The sequence below is a fragment of the Lactobacillus gallinarum DSM 10532 = JCM 2011 genome (genome assembly GCF_001434975.1).
GTDB lineage: Bacteria > Bacillota > Bacilli > Lactobacillales > Lactobacillaceae > Lactobacillus > Lactobacillus gallinarum.
Map to the genome: position 1 here is coordinate 1 of NZ_AZEL01000001.1, position 19517 is coordinate 19517.

At 34.6% G+C, this 19517-nt stretch carries 17 protein-coding genes and 1 pseudogene; 16 read left to right on the top strand and 2 right to left on the bottom strand.

Going from position 1 to position 19517, the window contains the following annotated elements:
* The first annotated feature begins 252 nt into the window (after positions 1 to 252).
* From FC37_RS00005 to FC37_RS00020, 4 genes and pseudogenes are all read left to right on the top strand, one after another.
* Entirely contained in the window at positions 253 to 804 is a 552-nt protein-coding gene (locus FC37_RS00005) for a C40 family peptidase (protein WP_025006326.1), read from the top strand.
* A gap of 325 nt (positions 805 to 1129) precedes the next feature.
* A complete protein-coding gene (locus FC37_RS00010) occupies positions 1130 to 1843 on the top strand; it encodes a C40 family peptidase (RefSeq protein WP_025006327.1) in 714 nt (237 codons plus the stop codon).
* A 153-nt stretch (positions 1844 to 1996) separates the two neighbouring features.
* Positions 1997 to 2986 carry a C40 family peptidase gene (locus FC37_RS00015; RefSeq protein ID WP_025006328.1) on the top strand — a complete coding sequence of 330 codons (990 nt, stop codon included), beginning with the start codon at positions 1997 to 1999 and terminating at the stop codon, positions 2984 to 2986.
* Positions 2987 to 3505: 519 nt separating this feature from the next.
* Positions 3506 to 4045 (top strand): annotated as a pseudogene (locus tag FC37_RS00020) (PBECR4 domain-containing protein); the annotation flags it as partial.
* On the opposite strand, the gene FC37_RS00025 reads toward FC37_RS00020, so the two are convergent.
* Both FC37_RS00025 and hflX read right to left on the bottom strand, forming a co-directional pair.
* Positions 4020 to 5033, bottom strand: coding sequence for a CAP domain-containing protein (locus FC37_RS00025; RefSeq protein WP_025006329.1), 1014 nt, complete (start codon positions 5031 to 5033; stop codon positions 4020 to 4022). The pseudogene FC37_RS00020 and the gene FC37_RS00025 sit on opposite strands and share 26 nt — an antisense overlap.
* A gap of 20 nt (positions 5034 to 5053) precedes the next feature.
* Positions 5054 to 6319: a GTPase HflX gene (hflX, locus tag FC37_RS00030; protein WP_056945421.1), complete on the bottom strand. Its 1266-nt coding sequence runs from the start codon at positions 6317 to 6319 to the stop codon at positions 5054 to 5056.
* 695 nt (positions 6320 to 7014) lie between these two features.
* Here hflX and FC37_RS00035 point away from each other — a divergent pair.
* The 12 genes from FC37_RS00035 to FC37_RS00090 all read left to right on the top strand — a co-directional run bounded on the left by FC37_RS00035 (position 7015) and on the right by FC37_RS00090 (position 19368).
* A complete protein-coding gene (locus tag FC37_RS00035) occupies positions 7015 to 8076 on the top strand; it encodes an LCP family protein (protein ID WP_025006330.1) in 1062 nt (353 codons plus the stop codon).
* An 11-nt stretch (positions 8077 to 8087) separates the two neighbouring features.
* On the top strand, positions 8088 to 8966 hold the full coding sequence (locus FC37_RS00040; protein ID WP_025006331.1) for a YveK family protein: 879 nt from the start codon (positions 8088 to 8090) through the stop codon (positions 8964 to 8966).
* A 15-nt stretch (positions 8967 to 8981) separates the two neighbouring features.
* The gene (locus FC37_RS00045) at positions 8982 to 9770 is read left to right on the top strand and encodes a CpsD/CapB family tyrosine-protein kinase (protein WP_025006332.1); all 789 of its coding nucleotides are present in this window, start codon (positions 8982 to 8984) and stop codon (positions 9768 to 9770) included.
* Between the two features lie 2 nt (positions 9771 to 9772).
* The gene (locus FC37_RS00050) at positions 9773 to 10552 is read left to right on the top strand and encodes a tyrosine-protein phosphatase (RefSeq protein ID WP_025006333.1); all 780 of its coding nucleotides are present in this window, start codon (positions 9773 to 9775) and stop codon (positions 10550 to 10552) included.
* 116 nt (positions 10553 to 10668) lie between these two features.
* Positions 10669 to 11319, top strand: a complete 651-nt coding sequence (locus FC37_RS00055; protein ID WP_025006334.1) for a sugar transferase — start codon at positions 10669 to 10671, stop codon at positions 11317 to 11319.
* 131 nt (positions 11320 to 11450) lie between these two features.
* Positions 11451 to 12566: a glycosyltransferase family 4 protein gene (locus FC37_RS00060; RefSeq protein ID WP_056945422.1), complete on the top strand. Its 1116-nt coding sequence runs from the start codon at positions 11451 to 11453 to the stop codon at positions 12564 to 12566.
* 2 nt (positions 12567 to 12568) lie between these two features.
* Complete coding sequence (locus FC37_RS00065) at positions 12569 to 13654, top strand: glycosyltransferase family 1 protein (RefSeq protein WP_025006336.1); 1086 nt, start codon at positions 12569 to 12571, stop codon at positions 13652 to 13654.
* Between the two features lie 10 nt (positions 13655 to 13664).
* The gene (locus tag FC37_RS00070; protein WP_025006337.1) at positions 13665 to 14783 is read left to right on the top strand and encodes an EpsG family protein; all 1119 of its coding nucleotides are present in this window, start codon (positions 13665 to 13667) and stop codon (positions 14781 to 14783) included.
* Positions 14784 to 14790: 7 nt separating this feature from the next.
* Positions 14791 to 15822 carry a glycosyltransferase family 2 protein gene (locus FC37_RS00075; RefSeq protein WP_025006338.1) on the top strand — a complete coding sequence of 344 codons (1032 nt, stop codon included), beginning with the start codon at positions 14791 to 14793 and terminating at the stop codon, positions 15820 to 15822.
* Positions 15823 to 16029: 207 nt separating this feature from the next.
* Positions 16030 to 16848, top strand: coding sequence for a beta-1,6-N-acetylglucosaminyltransferase (locus FC37_RS00080; RefSeq protein WP_025006339.1), 819 nt, complete (start codon positions 16030 to 16032; stop codon positions 16846 to 16848).
* 80 nt (positions 16849 to 16928) lie between these two features.
* Positions 16929 to 17915, top strand: a complete 987-nt coding sequence (locus tag FC37_RS00085; RefSeq protein ID WP_025006340.1) for a glycosyltransferase family 2 protein — start codon at positions 16929 to 16931, stop codon at positions 17913 to 17915.
* Positions 17899 to 19368 carry a flippase gene (locus FC37_RS00090; protein WP_035434573.1) on the top strand — a complete coding sequence of 490 codons (1470 nt, stop codon included), beginning with the start codon at positions 17899 to 17901 and terminating at the stop codon, positions 19366 to 19368. Before FC37_RS00085 ends, FC37_RS00090 begins: the two co-directional genes overlap by 17 nt.
* Positions 19369 to 19517 lie beyond the last annotated feature (149 nt).

A 19517-nucleotide genomic window follows, 5' to 3' on the forward strand; every position in this document is an offset into this window, starting at 1 on the left:
TGCTGGTAAGTCAAGTCCGTATCTAAGCAAGTTTGTGTTCTGGTTAGCGTAAGCTAAGGAGCCACTAAGCCCTAGACTTCAGTCTAGGGTAGTTGACTATACAATGTTTCTTAACGTGATGGTAGTTCTTTTGAAACAATTATGTAACATTCAGAAGGTATTATATTAACCGTCAACTGATTTAAGAAATCAATCAAATTTGAAACAAATGTTAAATAAACGAAATCTATAATTTAAGGGAGACAATTAATTTTGAATTTAAAACGTACTTTAGTTAAATACACTGCAGCTTTATCAATTTTCTTTACAGGTATCTCAGCTATTAATGTTCCAGCTACTGTTCACGCTGACGAAGTTTCAACCAGTACTGTAAATACTGACAATTCAATGTCAGATATCGAAACTTCAACTCCAGCTGCAAGTACCGTTAAGAAGACTTCTGCTGTTACTAAGAAGCGTAACGCAATTGTTAAGCTTGCTAAGAAGGAAATCGGTAAACCTTACGTTTGGGGCGCAGCGGGCCCTTACGCATTTGACTGCTCAGGTTTAACTTCATACGTTTACAAGAACGCAATTAACAAGACTTTGCCAAGAACTACTTACGGTCAAATCACTCTTGGTAAGACTGTTTCAGTTTCAACTAAGACGCTTAAGAAGGGTGACTTGTTATTCTGGGGTAACTACCACGTAGGTATCTACATTGGCGGTGGCAAGTTCGTTCACGCTCCAGCTCCTGGTCAAAATGTTAAGACTCAAACCTTAGCATCATTCTTCCCATCATCAGCTAAGCGTGTTATCGACTAATTACATTTAAAGTTATGTCTTTCTAAAGATTATTAGTAAAAGGAGTTAGGTGAATTTCACCTAGCTCTTTTTTTTACATAGTAAATTATTTTTAGTTCTATGTGGTTCATCTATGTCATTTGACTGTTTTTGAAGAAATGTAAGCCGTTTAATATTTATTAAATTAGTATTACTTTTGTAACATTCATGTAACATAAGGCATTTATTATAGAGTCTGTTGAATAGTTAATTAAGTTTAAAGATTTTCCGATAAAATAAATTTTCGTTACCAAAATATAAAAATCTAATAACTTGTGATATAGATATAAACATAATAGGAGAATATATGAATATTAAAAGTAATTTTGTAAAAGTTACTGCAGCTGCTGCTTTAACTCTGACCGGTGTAGCTACAGTAAGTGCTGTTAAGCCAGATTCAACTACTGCTAATGTTCAAGCCGCTACTACTAGAGTAAAGATCAATTATGTTCCAGGTTATGGTGTTAATATCTGGGATAATTACAACCATGGTCATTTTACTGGTCAACGTGCACCACACGGCACTACTTGGAATGTTATTAACCAAGCAACTGATAAGAAGGGGCGTACTTGGTACCAAGTTGGTGAAGGCCAATGGATCATGGCTCAATACACTGTGCCAGCTAATTCCAAGAAGGCTAAGAAGTCAGTTCAAGCAACTGGTGATGCATCAGCTATTGTTACTTTAGCTGAAGCACAACTTGGTAAGAATTACGTATGGGGCGGTACCGGTGCCAACGGCTTTGACTGTTCAGGTCTTACCTCATATGTCTACTCAAAGGCAGCTGGCGTTAACTTAGGTAGAACTACCTATGATCAAGTTAAGCAAGGTTCAACTGTTTCTATGAATAACCTTCAACCTGGTGATTTGCTTTTCTGGGGTTCAGCTTCAGCTCCATATCACGTAGGTATTTACGTTGGTAACAATCAATACATTCACGCAGCTACACCTGGTCAAGGCGTTATCAAGCAAACTTTGAGTAGTTACTTCTACCCAAGTGTTGCTAAGCGTGTTTTATAAAAAAGAGATTATCAAACTAAAGTGGGCTATGTATTAGCTCACTTTTTTCATTATTAAATACTAATCGTTGTTAGTTGCTCTTTTTCTGCGTAAATGCAATAATGAAGTCGTTAGTTATAAAGTAGTAAGTTTTGCTACTAAGGGGATTGAAGAATGACTAAACATAAATTATTTAAGTTGGGAGCAGCTGCGGCACTTACTGTCACAGGTGTCTCTGCGATTACGTCACTGAAAACGGTCCGCGCAGCCAACTTTACTGCGATTAAGAGGGTAAAGATTAATTATTTACCCGGTAAGGGCTTAAACATTTGGACTAATTATAATAAGGGTAAGTTCATGGGTTACCGTGCAAAAGACGGTACTATTTGGAATGTTGCCGAAACTGCTGTAGATAAGAAAGGTAACCTTTGGTATAAGGTTGGTACGCGTGAATGGATTGAAGCGCGTTACACCGTTGATGTCGGGATGGACACTCCGGCTTCCACCAATGCCAAAACTAAGGACAAGGTAACCAACGTATCTACCAAGAAGAAGACGACCAAAAAGTCAAAGAAGACGAGCAAGAAAACAACGACGAAAGTTAATAACGTTATTTCTTTGGGCACTGTAACTAAGAAAAGTACCAAGAAGTCGACTAAGACTAAGTCTAAGGCCGCTAAGGTGAAGAAGGCTAAGCAAATTGTTGATGCGGCAGTGCAAAAGACTAGTAAAAAGTTAACTACCAAGAAGGTTGTATCAACGCAAGCCTCAAGTAAGGCCGGTGCCATCGTTGCTTTAGCTAAGCAACAAGTTGGTAAGCCTTATGCCTGGGGCGCTAATGGTCCAGACAGCTTTGACTGCTCTAGCTTGGTGCAATATGTCTTTAAGAATGCGGCTGGTATGAACTTGCCTCGTACTACCTATGATCAAGTTAAGGTTGGTCAAACAGTTTACCAAAAGAGTCAGGCTAATGGTCAACCTGTTTCCGCAAGCAATTTACAAGTAGGAGATTTGTTGTTCTGGGGTTCAGAAAGCGCACCATATCACGTAGCCATTTACATTGGTAATAATCAATATGTCAATGCGGCAACACCTGAACAAGGTACGATCTTGCAGACAATGACTAGTTACTTTGCACCAACGATTGTTAAGAGAGTTTTATAATTTGAATATAAAAAAGTAGTTACTATGTATTAATTGCAAAGTAACTACTTTTTATTTTCTACTTCAAATGCCCTTTTTGTCTGAAAAATCTAAAGGTATAAGTGTAATATTTGCCCCTTTTTACCTTATACTTGTGAGTGTTCTAATATCTAATAATCGATTATCTTGTATTAGATTTGCTCATTTTGTATAATAATGGCACAGGAACAAGTTCCTAATGAGCGGTCGGCTCATGGTCAATCTGATATTTCAATAGGACGTAAGGGCCTAACAGGTTGCGAGAACCAGAACTAATCTCGATATTTAATCTTGGACATAAGGGCCAAGCAGGTGGCAGACACCAGAACTAAACCGACCATGATGAGTTCGCACATTATGTGTGGACTCATTTTTTTTGGAGAGAATAATGCGTAAAAAATACAATTATAGAAAATTAAGACCTAGAGAATATTCATACATTAACCGGTTCTTAGATGATATTCGTAGAGCTGCTGTTTTTTATGAGGTAATAAGAAAGTAACGTTTTATACGGCTAAGACTTCAATTACAGTGATTGCATCTGTTACTAATTTTATGCACTTATGTGGTATTTCATATTTAAGGGGTAGTAAGAATTTTTTCCTTAGTGCTAAATACAGAAAAATAGATTTAGACAAAGTTTTGATCAAAAAAGACGGAACTACGTTTCAAAAATTACAAGTTTTAAGCGCATTTCCTGAATTGATTAGTGGCAATGTTAGATTAACTGGTCGGGGAAGATTTTTGGTGCTCGACTATGATTATGCATTACGTACGTCTAGACAACTTTTGGCATTAACACTGATAAATCAAAGTGCAAAAGCAATTCCACAATCATTATTAAACTTGCATAAAAAGATGTTTGAGAAAGGTGCCTCAGTTGTTAGAATTGAATCACAAGATTTTAATTCTGACCAAATTACGGTTTTATTCGAAGAACAATCAAAAAAAGACAAGGATCTCTCCTTGTCTTTTTTGTTGCACTTTTCATTTTCAGTAAAATTAGTTACATTTTCTACTTCAAATGTCCTTTTTGTCTGAAAAATCTAAAGGTATAAGTGTAATACTTACCAATCTTTACCTTATATTTATGAGTATTAATCAACTTAGTCTTACCAGGTTGGTAAGTAATCGTCGTAGTATAGCCATCGCCGTAAAATGCCGTACTAAAGTTTCGAACTTGCGTTGCACGGTAGCGTTTCTTAGTCGTCATATCGGTGATATAAATCTTAGGTATTCCCGTGATCTTCTCAGTAGTAGAGAATGACCATGGTGTTTTTTTGTCCACTAATTCATATGGAAAGACGCGGCGAGCCGGATAAATCATTGTGTCTACAACAGGATCACGCAAAATGTCGTCCGCAAACCAGCCGTTTTGTACGGAATAGAGCACATTGTTGCTGACACCATCACCATAAGCGGCGCCGATGCCCATCCGGGTTGCGCGAGCTGACAAAATCAAGGCCCGATGGCCGATGTTACCCTTACCAGCGATGTTGTTGTCTTCGCGAATCAGGTCCGTGACGATATCACCCGCTGTAGCGCCGTTATTGGATTCTAAAAAGTTAACATTACCCAAAGTGGAATTTTCGGCGATATTCCAATCAGTTTCATTGAAATAAAATGGCCGAGTGTAACCTAGTAAACCGTGGACGTTTAAGTCTTTTTTAGCATTAACTGCGGCTAAGGCAGCAGCACCAATTTGGGCATGTGAATTATCATCGGCATGATTCAATTCGGTAGGCAAACCTGCTAATGAGCGGTAGTAATTGACGTAGCTCATGGTATCAGGGATGTAGGATGGATTTAAACCCCCAGCTGAAAAAGGCAGGCCAAAGTTTGGCTGCTGTGCATAAATATTTTGCTTATTATACTTAACCTTGCTTAAGGCATGATACCGTTTTTGAAACTGACGTACTTGTTTGGCCTCAGTCTTGGAGTATTTTGCGGCATGAGTGGTCGTAGTGTTGATGCCAAAAGCGGCAATAATCGCAGTCGCAGCGACCAGCAATTTGTGTTTGATCTTCAATTTCTTAATTCCCAGTCTAGCTAGACCAAATATTGTTTGTAGCGTCCTTGGTCGTCGGGCGCAATGTTAGCCTGAATGTGCACGCCGTCGTCTTCGTAGTCTTCGCTTAAGACTTGGGCGTTTTCGTGTAAGTAGGCCAGTTCCTTACCAGCAGAAAGCGGCAAGAGCAAGCTGAATTCCTCATAATTGGAGAAGACGCGCTTGGTGATTAAATCGGCCAGCATCTTGATCGATTTTGGATCGATGGCTGAATAAAGAATGTCGTTACCCTCGATCTGTGGGTAGTTGCGATCAGTCTTGTCAGCTTTGTTGTAGGCGGTGATCATCGAGATACCCTTGACACCGATTTCATCCAATACGTTTTGCGTGGTGCGGATCATCTGAACCATGTTCGGGTCAGATGCATCAACTACGTTGATTAAAAGATCGGCATCTTTGGTTTCTTGCAAAGTTGCCTTGAATGATTCAACTAAGTTGTGGGGCAATTTTGAAATAAAACCAACGGTGTCAGACAAGATAAAGCTGAAGTTGTCCTTGAGATCAATGCGGCGCACGCTGGTGTCTAGTGTCGCAAAAAGCATGTTCTTGACGAAGACTTCCTTATTACTACCTTCATCAGAGAACTCCTTGAGCAAGCCATTCATCGTGGTTGACTTGCCGGCGTTGGTGTAGCCAACAAGGGCTACTTTAGGGATGCGGCTTTGGTTGCGGCGAGCTGATTTGATCTCTTCTTGACTAGCCACAGCCTTGAGTTCCTTCTTGATGGCAGAAATTTGCTTGCCGATTGTCCGGCGGTTTAATTCCAGCTTACTTTCACCGGCACCACGGTTGGAATAGCCACCACCACGCTGCTGGTCTAGGTTGTTTTCGGAAGGGTGAAGACGTGGCAATTCGTATTGCAATCTGGCGAGTTGCACCTGCAGTTTGGCCTGCTTAGTGCGAGCACGACTGGCAAAAATTTCCAAAATTAATTCAGTTCTGTCGATGACCCGCATCTTGGTTAATTTTTCCAGGTTACGGATTTGCACCGGCGTTAATTCATCGTTTAAAACTAAGACTTTAGCCTTGAGACCATGAGCCATCGCCTTGATTTCGTTGATCTTGCCCAAACCGAAGTAGGTTCCGGCAACGATTGATTCGGCATTTTGGTAGCTTTGCCCCACAACTTCCATGTTGTTGGCTTCAGTTAAGTTAGCCAGCTCTGTCATGTAGTAGTCGAAGTTGGGGTCATTCAAGTTGACGCCCGCGATATAAGCTTTTATTTTTTTAGGTTGATTATCGATCATGAGTCCACCTCGTTATCTAGTTTGTATATCTATATTGTATTACAGTTGCTTATAATAAGGAAAAAAGGTGAATGAGTGAGAATTCAAGAACGTGTCGGTTTCTATTGTGAGCTCTGCAAATGTGTAGCTAAAATATTTTAAACATGCTATAGTAAGTTTATAGGATTGACCAATTTGTAAAATTGATCAAAAAATAAGAGCAAAAAAGCCGTTACTCGAAGTGGACAAAAGAGTAACGACTTTTTATTTTCACCAAATTTTAGGACATTAAAGTTCTGTGTAAATGGCTAAGGCTAGCGGCGCTTGTGCTTTTTCCGCTTTCGCTGATCGTGCTGCCTTGTGCGATGACGATTATCTAGTCACTCATCAAACAGCGTCTCTAGAGCATGAGACACTGCATTCACAACAATAGGCGCAACTACGGCGGTTAATAGGATTACCATACTTGCAAAATAATTACCTCCTAATGCAAAAATGGACATTGGGAGGAGCACAAATGCCAATCACAATTATAACAAACACTTATTAAATCAATTAGAATTCTAAAATAATAGCAACAAAAATCCGCATTTATTCCCCCGAAAAATCTGCCAAATTCCTCAATATTTTCATTTGTAACCCTTTTCTACCTAGCCAAAATGCATTTTATGAGTATATAATAGGAGGGATTTGTAAGATTATAAAAGGGGACAAACATGTCAGATAATAATGATCAAAGTCAAAAACCGATGCATCATCATCACCGTCACCACCATCATCGCCATCACCATCGCAAGTTTTGGCGAGGATTCTGGATTGTAATTGGTGTGATTATTGTCATCGGACTTTTTGTTTGTGGTTACATTTATAAGAATTTGCGTGATACCACACAAAACATGTATACGCCTGTTGCTAAACAAACCAAGAGTAATAAGGGACGTAATTTAGATACGCTATTGAATGAAAAGAAGCCAATCAATATTTTGCTTCTTGGTACAGATACCGGTGCTATGGGACGTCATTGGAAAGGTAGAACTGATACCATGATGATGATGACCATTAATCCAAAGAAGAATAGCACGACTATTATTTCTATTCCACGTGACTCTAATGCAATCTTCCCGGACTTCCCACAATATGGGGTAACGAAGATGAACTCAGCGTATACTTTGGGCGGAGTTGCTGAAACTGTTAAGACTCTTGATAAATATTACAGTGTGCCAATCGATGGCTACATCATGATTAACATGGGCGGCTTGAAGAAGGCAATCGATCAAGTTGGTGGTATAGATGTCACTTCACCACTTACGTTCAATAATATGGGCTACCACTTCGAAGAAGGTAAGACTTACCATATGAATGGTAAAAAGGCATTAGCCTTTGCTCAACTTCGTCACGGAGATCCACGTCAAGACTATGGTCGTCAAGATCGTGACCGCCGCGTGATTATGGCGCTTCTTAAGAAGTCTGTTTCACCGACAACCTTGTTGAATTCTAAGTTCTTGAATTCAATTTCTGATGAAATGCAGACTGACTTGACTATGAACCAGATGTACAAGATTGGTATGGATTACCGCAAGGCTACTGATAACTTGAGTCAAGACCATGCTCAAGGTGTAAGTAAGCAAACTATGAATCCTAAGTTTGGCTTAATGGAAATTGAAGTTGTAAGTAAGGAAGAAAGACAAAGAGTATCTGATAAGATTAGGGATGCTCTTGAATTGCCTAAAGTAAAGGTAGCGGCTAATAAGGACAGCTACGTTATGAATCATAATTAAAGGAAAGACAGATGGAACAAGAACAAAAGCAAACTGATAATACAATTGATCTTACCCAATTATTACGCATTTGCCGTAAGCATATCTGGGCATTGATTCTTTGGAGTGTAGGTCTTGCCTTAGTCGGCTGGGGAGTTTCAGAATTCGTAATTTCTCCTAAATATACTTCAACTGCTCAATTATTAGTTAACCAAAAGAGTCGTAACAATGATCCAAACGCTGCTTATGCGACTCAACAAGCTAACATGCAGATGGTTACTACTTATAAAGACATCGTAACAAGTAACAAGATTTTGACAGAAGCCTCTAATCGTTTAGCTAATCCAACTGTTGTTGTGAAAAAAGCACAAAAAGCAGTGTACAGAACTGATGAAAATGGTAGAAGAAGATTAGTGAGAAAAGCTCGCCCAGCTGTAATTGAACGAAGCGGCAAGAGTTATTCAGTTTCTGCAAAAGAACTTGCTAAGAGTATTTCAGTAGGTACCCAACAACAATCACAAGTCTTCTCAATTTCAGCTAAGGCTGATACACCAGCTAAGGCAAAGGCAGAAGTAAATGCAGTAGCTGAAACTTTCCGTAAGGAAATTCCTAATATTATGAGTGTCAATAATGTAACAATTGTGGCAAATGGTACTAATGGTGTTCAATCATCACCTAACGTTAAGCTATTTACCCTAGCCGGCTTCGTAGTTGGTTTGGTATTAACTTTCGCAGTAATTATGATTCGTGAAATGACCAATACCACTGTCCGTGACGATGAATTCTTAACTCGTGAATTAGGCTTAACTAACTTAGGTCAAATTGCTCACTTCCACTTATCATCTTCATTTACTATTAAAAACAATTCCAATATGACAAAGCGCGGACAATTTAAGAGACGTAGAGTATAAGAGTAGGAGGACAAAATGCCATTATTTAAGAAAAAGCGTGGTACAGATGATACCATTAAAAATGGTGCTAAGTTAATCACTGTAGCTAAGCCAAAGAGTCCAATAGCTGAACAATTCCGTACTGTTCGTACTAATATTAACTTTATGGCAGTGGATCATGACATTAAGTCTTTAGCATTTACTTCTGCTAATATTAGTGAAGGTAAGTCTACTGTAGCTGCTAACGTTGCTGTTACTTATGCTCAAGCTGGACGTAAAGTTTTGTTGATTGATGCTGACTTACGTAGACCCACAGTACATTCAACATTTAACTTAAGTAATCATGTTGGTCTTAGTACAGTTATCTCTTCAACTGCTAAGGAAGTTGATCTTGATAGTGTAGTACAAGAGAGTGGCGTAAATAATCTTTACGTGTTAACGGCTGGTCCGATGCCACCTAACCCAGCAGAACTGATTGGTTCTAAGCGTATGCGTGACTTTGTTAAACTTACCGAAGAACGCTACGATTTGGTTATTATCGACTTGGCTCCTGTTCTTGAAGTATCTGATACACAAGAACTTGCTAGTCACTTAGATGGGGTTGTCTTAGTAGTTCGCCAAGGTAAGACGCAAAAGATGGCCATTAAGCGTGCTGTTGAAATGCTTGAATTTGCAAAGGCACGTATCTTGGGTTACATCATGAATGATGTAAGTTCTGATAATGCGGGTTATGGCTATGGTTACGGATACGGCTATGGTTATGGCTACGGCTACGGAGAAGAAGATACGAAGAAAAAAGGATTGTTCTCTAAATTTAGGAAGTAATTATGACTTTAGTTGATATTCACTGTCACATTTTGCCGGGGATTGATGATGGATCAAAAGATTGGGAAACATCAATTAAGTTGGCAAGGGATGCTGTCAAAGATGGAATTACTCATGCAGTATGTACGCCGCACACGTTAAATGGTAAATACATTAATCATAAAAAAGACGTGATTCGGTTAACTGAAAACTTCCAAGACATGCTTGATGAAGCTAAGATTCCATTGACAGTATTTCCTGGGCAAGAGGTGCGCATTTCAGGAGATTTACCTGAAGCACTTGACAATGATGATATTCTCTTCTTAGATGAAGACGGACAATACATGTTGTTAGAATTCCCTAGTGATGATGTGCCAACTTATGCTAAGGATATGATCTTTAATATTCAACAGCGCGGCATCACGCCAATTGTGGTGCACCCTGAGCGTAATAGTAGAATTTTGAAGGAGCCGCACATCTTGCAAGAATTGATTGAGCAGGGATGCTTGGTTCAGCTAACGGCTAGTTCATATGTTGGTACGTTCGGTAAAGAAATTGAAAAAATGAGCAAACAATTCATCGAAGCAGGTCAATGTGCTTGCTTTGCTTCAGATGCTCATGATCTGCCTAAAAGACAATATGAATATAGTGCAGCATTAAAAAAGCTAGGTGAAGAATTCGGCGAAGAACGCGTAAATGAGTTTAAAAATAACGCCCGGGCAATTGTCAATGGTGATAATGTTCAATTAAATTGGTGCCCACTTAAGAAAAGAAGAAATATCTTTCGTTTTTTTAAGATGTAAACTTTTACAAACGAGACAAGATAAGAATTAGGTATTATAATACTTAACTGAGAGTAAACAAAAAATTTGAATTTATGTTAATAAAGTATAGATATAGAAGGTAAGAATAGGCAATGATGGCAATGGAAAGACTAAAAGTTAATCCTGCAAAGGTCAATGATCGACCTTTTTATCATGTAGTGAAGCGATTATTTGACATCGTTGCTAGTGCATGTGGGTTAATTCTTCTGTCTCCATTGTTTTTGTTTTTGGTTATCAAGATCAGAAGTGAAGATGGAGGCCCAGCTTTTTATTCGCAAGAGCGAATTGGTAAGAATGAAAAGCCATTTAAAATGTGGAAGTTCCGATCGATGATCGTTGATGCGGATAAGATGCTGGATAAGTTAGAAGATCAGAATGAGATTGATGGGGCTATGTTTAAGATCAAGGATGATCCAAGAATTACCAAGATTGGACATGTGATTCGTAAATATAGCTTAGATGAATTACCACAATTGTGGAATGTGCTAATCGGTGATATGTCTCTAGTGGGACCACGTCCACCTCTACCTTCAGAAGTAGAAGAATACACTGACTACGATAAGCAACGCTTAACTGTAATGCCAGGCTGTACCGGTCTGTGGCAAGTAACCCGTAGAAGTGAAGCCGATTTCGACGAAATGGTTTGGCTTGATATTGTGTATATTAACCATTCTGGGGTGTTTGAGGACTTTAAGTTGATCGTTAAAACCGTGTTGGTTATGATTCATCCGAATGGAGCTTATTAAAAGTGAAAAGTTTAAGAGCATTTGTTAGGTAATGAGAGATCTAAATGAATATTGAATTCTAACGATATGATTTAGAACAAGTTGCATTATTTAATAAATGCTTTTTGTGTTGAAAGTTTGATGAGGGGCATATGGATAAAAAAATATGTGTGCTTCACGTTGCAGAAGCTGCAGGTGGAGTAGAAAGATATTTGGAAACACTCTTTAAATATAGCAAGGACAAAGTCGAGAATATCTTAGTATGTTCACAAAACTATGACTATGAGAAGTTCAAGACATTGGCTGATAGAGTCATAGTCTTAAAAATGGCGCATGATATTGAGCCTTCATCAGATATTAAAGTTGAAAGAACACTCAGAAGAATCATTAAGCAATTAAAGCCAGATATCGTATATGCCCATTCAAGTAAAGCCGGTGCCTTCGCACGTATTGCAGATCTGGGATTGAATAATAAGGTAATCTATAATCCTCACGGTTGGGCATTCAATATGCAGCAATCAGCTAAAAAGCAGGAAATGTATAAGTGGGTAGAAAAGATCTCTGCTCATTTCTGTGACAAGATTGTCTGTATTTCTAATGCCGAAAGAGAATCAGCACTTAGAGGAAAAATCTGTAAGCCAAGCAAATTACAAGTGATTTATAACGGAATTGATCTAGAAGAGATAGAGAAGGCTGCTTCTATGAGTAGGGCTCAATTAGGAATTCCTGAAGATGCATTTGTTGTGGGGATGGTTGGCAGACTATCTAAGCAAAAGGCTCCTGATACATTTGTGAGGGCTGGAAAGTTGATAAAAGAAAAAATCCCTAACGCATTTTTTTTGATGGTTGGGGATGGCGAATTGCGAGGTCAAGTTGAAAACTTAATCCATCAATATGATCTTGGCTCATCATTCTTAATAACTGGCTGGGTAGATAATCCTACGGCTTATATGAAGATTATGGATGTAGGGATATTACTTTCACGTTGGGAAGGCTTTGGTTTGGTTTTGCCAGAATATATGGCTTGTGGTGTTCCTATCGTGGCTACTAATGTAGATGCTATTCCTAACATTGTTAAAGATGGCGTAAATGGTATGCTGGTTGGTAAAGATGATTATTCAAAAGCTGCGGATGCAGTCGATAGATTATTTGAACAGCCTAATTTGACGTCTTCTTTAGTTAAGGATGCAAATAATATTGTAAAAACTAAGTTTGATGGCAAAAGAGTCGCACAAAATACTGAACTATTATATAAAGAGTTGATATAAAAATGATTCGGGTACTTCATAGTGAATTGCAAAGTAATGTTGGAGGTATAGAGGCCTTCCTGTTAAATTTGACAAAAACAATAGATAGAACTAATTTGCAGTTTGATTTTTTAATGCGTGGTGATAATTCATATTTGGAAACCACGCTAAAAAATTATGGAGCTAATATTTATAAAGTTCCCTCTGGAATGAGCAATTACTATAAGTTTGTAAAAAATATTCTTGTTAAGAATAATTATGATTTTGTTCATGTTCATAAGAATTCAGCAGCTAATATAGCGTTGCCATTGATGGTAAAAAAGTTTACTAATGCAAAATTAATTGTTCATTCTCATAATACTAGTCCTAGTAGTGGTTCTAAAATTGCAATTATGTTGCACAAAATTAATAGAAATAAACTAATGCAACTTAGTGATTATCGGTTTGCATGTTCAGATACTGCTGCGGAGTGGATGTTTGGTGACGACTATACTGATAAACAAGTAAAGATAATAAAGAATGGAATTATCACTAAAGATTATGTGTATGATCCTAAAGTAAGAGAACAAATGCGTCAGCAACTAAATTTAGAAGGTAAGTTTGTTATAGGAGATGTTGGAGCTTTTAGAGAACAAAAAAATCATAAATTTTTGCTTGATATCTTTTCCCAACTGGATATTCCTAATGCGGAACTAGTACTAGTTGGTGATGGAAATCTAAGAGAAAAGATTGAAACTCGGACCAAAGAATTAGGAATTCAGAATAAAGTGAAATTTTTAGGTAGTAGAAATGATATTAATAGGGTATTACAAGGCTTTGATTTGTTTGTGATGCCTTCGTTATGGGAAGGACTATCAGTTTCTGCTGTGGAAGCACAAGCGAGCGGTTTAAGATTGATACTGTCTAAAAATGTATCACATTCAATAAAGGTAACATCTAATGTTCAATTCTTGAATTTGAATAACATTGATGTTTGGATTAATGAAATTAAAAAAGCCTCAACAGCTACATATAAAAGAAAAGATGAATCTGAATCAATAGTAAAAAGTGGATATGATATGTCTGAAACTAGTAGCTACCTAAGAAAAATATATCAAGAGAAACAATAAGGATAGTTATATGTATATATATTTATGTGTTTTTGCCATTTCTATATTATTGTGCTATTTCTGTGAAAAAATAGCTTTCCCAGCAATAGAACAAAAAACATTGTCTAAGTTATGGTTTGTAATATTATTAATTTTAATTGCATTACTTCCAAGTATATTAGGTGGGGTTAGAGATTATAGCATAGGGACTGATATCCGAGTTTATGGTAATACGTGGTTTTATTTAGCGAGAAGTTCATCAAATTTGTTCTCTCTATTGGGAACAGCATCAGCAAGTTCGATTGGTGCATTGTATGCTATTTTTAACTTCGTTGTATCAAGATTTACAAATAATCCACACTGGTTTTATTTTTGGTATTGCTTTGTTGAAAATATAATAGTCTTAATTGCTTTAAGAGAAAATAGAAAGTTAATAAGTATAACTAGTGGGTGGGCTACTTACCTTTTACTGTTTTATAATTTGAATTTTAATATGCTTCGTCAAGGAATGGCGTTAGTAATTTTATTACTAGGCTTTAAGTATATTAGAGAAGAGAAATTTTTAAAGTTCTCAATAGTAGTATTAATTGCATATCTATTTCATAATACAGCTATCATTGCTTTGATTGTTTATATAATTTATTTAGTTATTGCTTATAAAAATAATAATTGGTTAAAATTGTCTGTAATATATGTTGGTTCAGTTATATTTATATTAAGCTTTGAACAAATTTCGCAATTTCTATTAAATGCAGGTATCTTGAATACAAGATATGCGATGTATATTAATTCCGAAAATAGTACAGTAGGTAAATCATATATATTTTACCTATTTCTCCTTTTAATATGTACATTAAGTATAAAGAAAGCTAAAGATGCAACATTCTATTTTTTTGAAGTTCTTACATTTATTTGTATTTTATTTAGTATTTTAGTTAGAATACCTTATTTATTTAGGGTAATAGATTACTTTTCTATTTATTTATGCTTGGGAATACCATATATTTTTGAGAAAAAATCCAGAATTGTACTGAATGGAATAAATTTTAGACCTCTAATTATGTATGTTTTATTGATAAGTTATTGGTTAATTATTTATGCGCTTTTAGGCTACCATGCAACGGTTCCATTTGTTTTTATGACGGAGTAGGTGAATTATGGGGATAGACATTAGTTTTATAATACCTGTTTATAATAAAAGTATAAAACAAGTAAAAGATTGTGTAGTATCTATTCAAAAAATTCGTAATGGAATAAATTATGAAATCATTATAATAGATGACGGGTCAAAAGCCGATTTATCAAAGATATATAAAAATTTTTCTCGAAAAAGTAAAATACAGTATTATTACCAAGAAAACAAAGGAGTAAGTAGCGCTAGAAATGAAGGAATAGATAGGGCTAAGGGAGAGTATATCTATTTTGTAGATGCAGATGATGTCTTAATATCATCTAATTTTAAGTTGATTAAAAATAATGTAACTCAATTTGATTTGATCATTTATGATGTAAGAAAACTAAATACGAGTCTTAATAAAAGAGAAAATATAAATCTAGATATTAAAGAAAACACCCCTTCTGTAAATTCGCTAAAAAGAAATTTGCTGAAAGACGGCATATTAAATTGGTCCGTAGGAAAATTATATAAAAGAAGCTTTCTGGTAGAACATAATATTAAGTTTGATATAAATAAGAAAGTAGGTGAAGATTTTGATTTTGTTGTAAAAATTTTAAATGCAAAACCTGAAATTTACTATCTGAAAATCCCTACTTATATTTATATATATAGTGACCAGACAGGTATAAATAGAGATATAACTGATCCTCAAAGATGTGTTGAAGATGCAGAGAAGTTGATAAACTTAAGATTTAAAATATTGTCTACTATAAATTATGAAAATGAAAAAGAAAAGTTAAAAGCCGAAAATATGATTTATAACGATAAGATAAAAAGTGTTTTTGAAATATATGCTTACGTTGTACATTTTAATATACAGGAAGCTAAAACAATGAATTTGTTTTTTACTAATAATCTGTATAAAAAGTATAGTAATCCTTTAAAACTTAATTTTATAAATTCATTGAAAAGAGCTTTAGTAAAAAAAAGATTATATGCGGCTATTAATATGTATATAGTGTTAAAGCAAAAAGCAAAAAAAGTTTATAGATACATAAATAAATCAAATTAAAAAAGAAATATTATGACGACTATTAGTAAAGTATAAATTTCAATAATAGTACCAGTATATATTGTTAAAAATAAAAATGCTTATTCTATGCTCGGCAGAGCTAAGACGGTTTTAAAGAGTAAGTTTTAATAATGAGTTTTGAAAAACCACATTATTAATTTTGGCGTGTATTTATAGTAAAAATAAATATATATTAGGGGTAAAATTATGAAACATGCTGTGTGTGTAATAGGCTATGGTGATCAAGCTGATGTTCTTCAAAAGACTATTAATATTTTAGATAATAAGGATATTAATTTTTTTGTTCATTGGGATGCTAGGTACAAAATTCCGAATCTACATAGTAAGCTATCGAAAATATTCTATGTTGATAATAGAATACCTGTAAAGTGGGGAGGACAAAGTCAAATACAAGCTACTTTGTTGTTACTCAAATTAGTACAAGCACATTTGCCTTATGATTATGTACATTTGATTTCTTGTAATGATATACCATTGATGACTAAGGACTTTTTTATTAATTATTTTAGTAAAGATGTTTATATAGGATATAATCATCGTTTTACAAATCAAGAAATAAGAAAGAGAATTGGCTTTTTTTATCCTAATATTGATTTTAGAAACCATAAGATACTTACGCAGATTTTTAAAATAGGAAATAAAATTTTAAATATTAATCGTATAAAAAAACATCCTAATGTCGATTTTAAAAAAGGACCACAGTGGTTTTCTATTAAAAGTAAATATATACCAGAAATTATTCATTATAATAATTCTATCTTTATGCATGGATATTGTGCAGATGAATTATTTATTCAGACTATATTGGGAAGATTTGATATTCGAAAAAATGTCAATGATAACTATCAAGCAGCACGATATATTGATTGGCAGAGGGGTACACCATATGTTTTTAGTGCTAAGGACGTGAAAGAGCTAAAAAGTAAGGTAAATACTCAGTATGCTTTTGCTAGAAAAATTAATGATCCTAAAATAATAGATTATATATTTAATTCTGCTCACTAAATATATAAAAACTATATATAAATAGAAATTAAAAAGGTCTAAATTTTAATAACTAAGGTTTTAAAAGCCTAGGTGATTATTTGAATTATATATTAAGTATTATTATTCCAGTTTATAATGTTGAACAATTCTTAGATGATTGTTTATCGAGTGTCATAAGTCAGATTAGAAATATAAATAATATTGAATTAATTTTAGTCGATGATGGCTCTATAGATAAAAGCTTTAATATTTGTAATAAATATAATACCAATTTCTCTAATGTTAGGTTTTTGCATCAAAGTAATCAAGGCGTTGCTAGTGCGAGAAATTTAGGTTTACAAAATGCACATGGAGAATACATATGTTTTGTTGACAGTGATGATGTGATAGCTGAAGATTATATTGCTTTTGTATTAAAAAATATAAAAAGATATAATTTTGATGTTTTAATGTTTAATCATAAAAATTTCTTTACCCAAGTTCCAAGACTAACGAGAAGCGAAAATGATACATATAAAATTAATAAAAAAAGTGCTATGAGTAGTTTGGAAGATCCTAATTGGGGAAGTTATCTGTGGAATAAAATTATTAGAAAAGATTTATTTAATAATATTGAATTTCCAGTAGGCAGAAATTATGAAGATTTGGCTGTAATGTATAAAATCTTTAATAGAGCAAATTCATTTTTTAAATCGAATAATGTCTATTATTTATATCGGCAAAATCCAAGTAGTATTATGCATACTTTTTCTGCTAAAAATAAATATGATATGGTGACGAGTGAATATGAATTATATATTTTTCTAAAAAATAAATATCCTGATATCAGTAATTTGTCGGAGCAAAAATTTTTAACTAATGCTTTGGGATGTTTGCACGATAATGGACTAGAAAAGAAATATAAAGATCTTATAAATGAAAAAATAAGTTCCATAAATTTAAATAAAACCTTAAATAAAACAAAAATATATAAATTGGAATGGTGGACTTATAACCATTTTAAGGTTATGTTTAAGCTTTTTGGGCTATTAAGAAATATAAAAGAAGAACAATACTTGAAGAATAATCATGATAAAAAACAGTAAATCATTAGGGGTTAACGCATTTTTAAATGGATTAAGAAGTGTTTTAAATTTATTTTTTCCACTAATAACTTTCCCCTATGTGTCAAGAGTATTATCAGTTTCAGGAATAGGTATCTATAATTTCTCCAATACATATGTAAGCTATTTTATCCTAATAGCTGGATTAGGAATAGCTACATATGCTGTTCGTGAGGGCGCAAAATATCGAGAAGACAAGGTAAAGATAAATAATTTTGTTAGCCAGATATTTAGCTTAAATATGATAGCAACAATAATAGCTTATGTGTTGTTATTTGCTTCATTAATAATATTTAAAAAGCTAAATAATTATATCTCATGTATATTAATCTTTAGTCTGCAAATATTGTTTACTACGTTGGGTACTGAATGGATTTATACCATCTATGAGGACTATGCTTATATAACAATAAGAAGTATAGCTTTTAAACTAATATCTATCGTTTTGTTATTTTTATTAGTTAGAAGACCTGAAGACTATTTAGTTTATGCAGGTATTACTGTTTTTTCAGCTGTTGGATCAAATTTGCTAAATTTTATTCATGTAAGAAATTTTGTTCATATCAAGTTAACGCTTAAGATCAATTGGCGATATCATTTAAGACCTGTACTAATAATTTTTGCTTCAGCCGTAGCTGTTACAATATATGTATCATCAGATACGACGATTCTTGGCTTATTGAAAAATGATTATGCTGTAGGTATATATAGTACGTCAGTAAAAATATATCAAATAGCTCAAGGTTTATTGTCCGCTTTGTTAACAGTTACGATCCCACGTTTAGCGTTTTTATGGGGACAAAGACGTATTGGTGAGTATAATCAGGTTTTATCTAAAGTTATTGATTCCTTAGGTATTCTTGTTTTGCCTGCAGCAATTGGATTAATAATGCTTAGTCGGGAAGTGGTTTTAATTATTGCAAGTAAAAAATATTTGCCATCAGTAAACTCGCTTCGCATTATTTGTTGGGCAATAATTTTCTCGATCTTTGCCTGGATTTTTTCAGATTGTGTATTAATACCAGCTAAAAGAGAAAATTTGGTTTTGCGTAATACGATTATTACCGCTATTGAAAATATAATTTTAAATTTTATCTTAATACCTTTTATGTCATATGATGGTACATCACTTAGTACGGTAATAGCTGAATTTACTGTTATGATTATGAATGGCTATTCATGTCGAGATATTATTAAACCAGTGATTTTTAAGAAAGATACACTGAAGAATTTATTGGATTCTATCATTGGTTGTGTAGGAATTGTAGTTGTTTGTTTATTGTGTGATTATGGTTTTAATTCATTAATTCTTAAAACTATTTTTTCAGTAGCTCTTTCTGTTATTATGTATGCTGCAATACTTGTGCTGTTAGGAAATAAAAATGCTTATTCTATACTCGACAGGGCTAAAATGATTCTAAAAGGTAAGTTATAAAGTATGTAAAAGTGATTTTTAACTCTAGTCTTGTAATATTGGACTGGAGTTTTTATATTGCATGTGTGTATATGACTTTATAATAACTCTATCGTAAGCGTCAAATAAAATAGTGTACTTAAAAACCGTCCCAGTTACTGTTATACTGA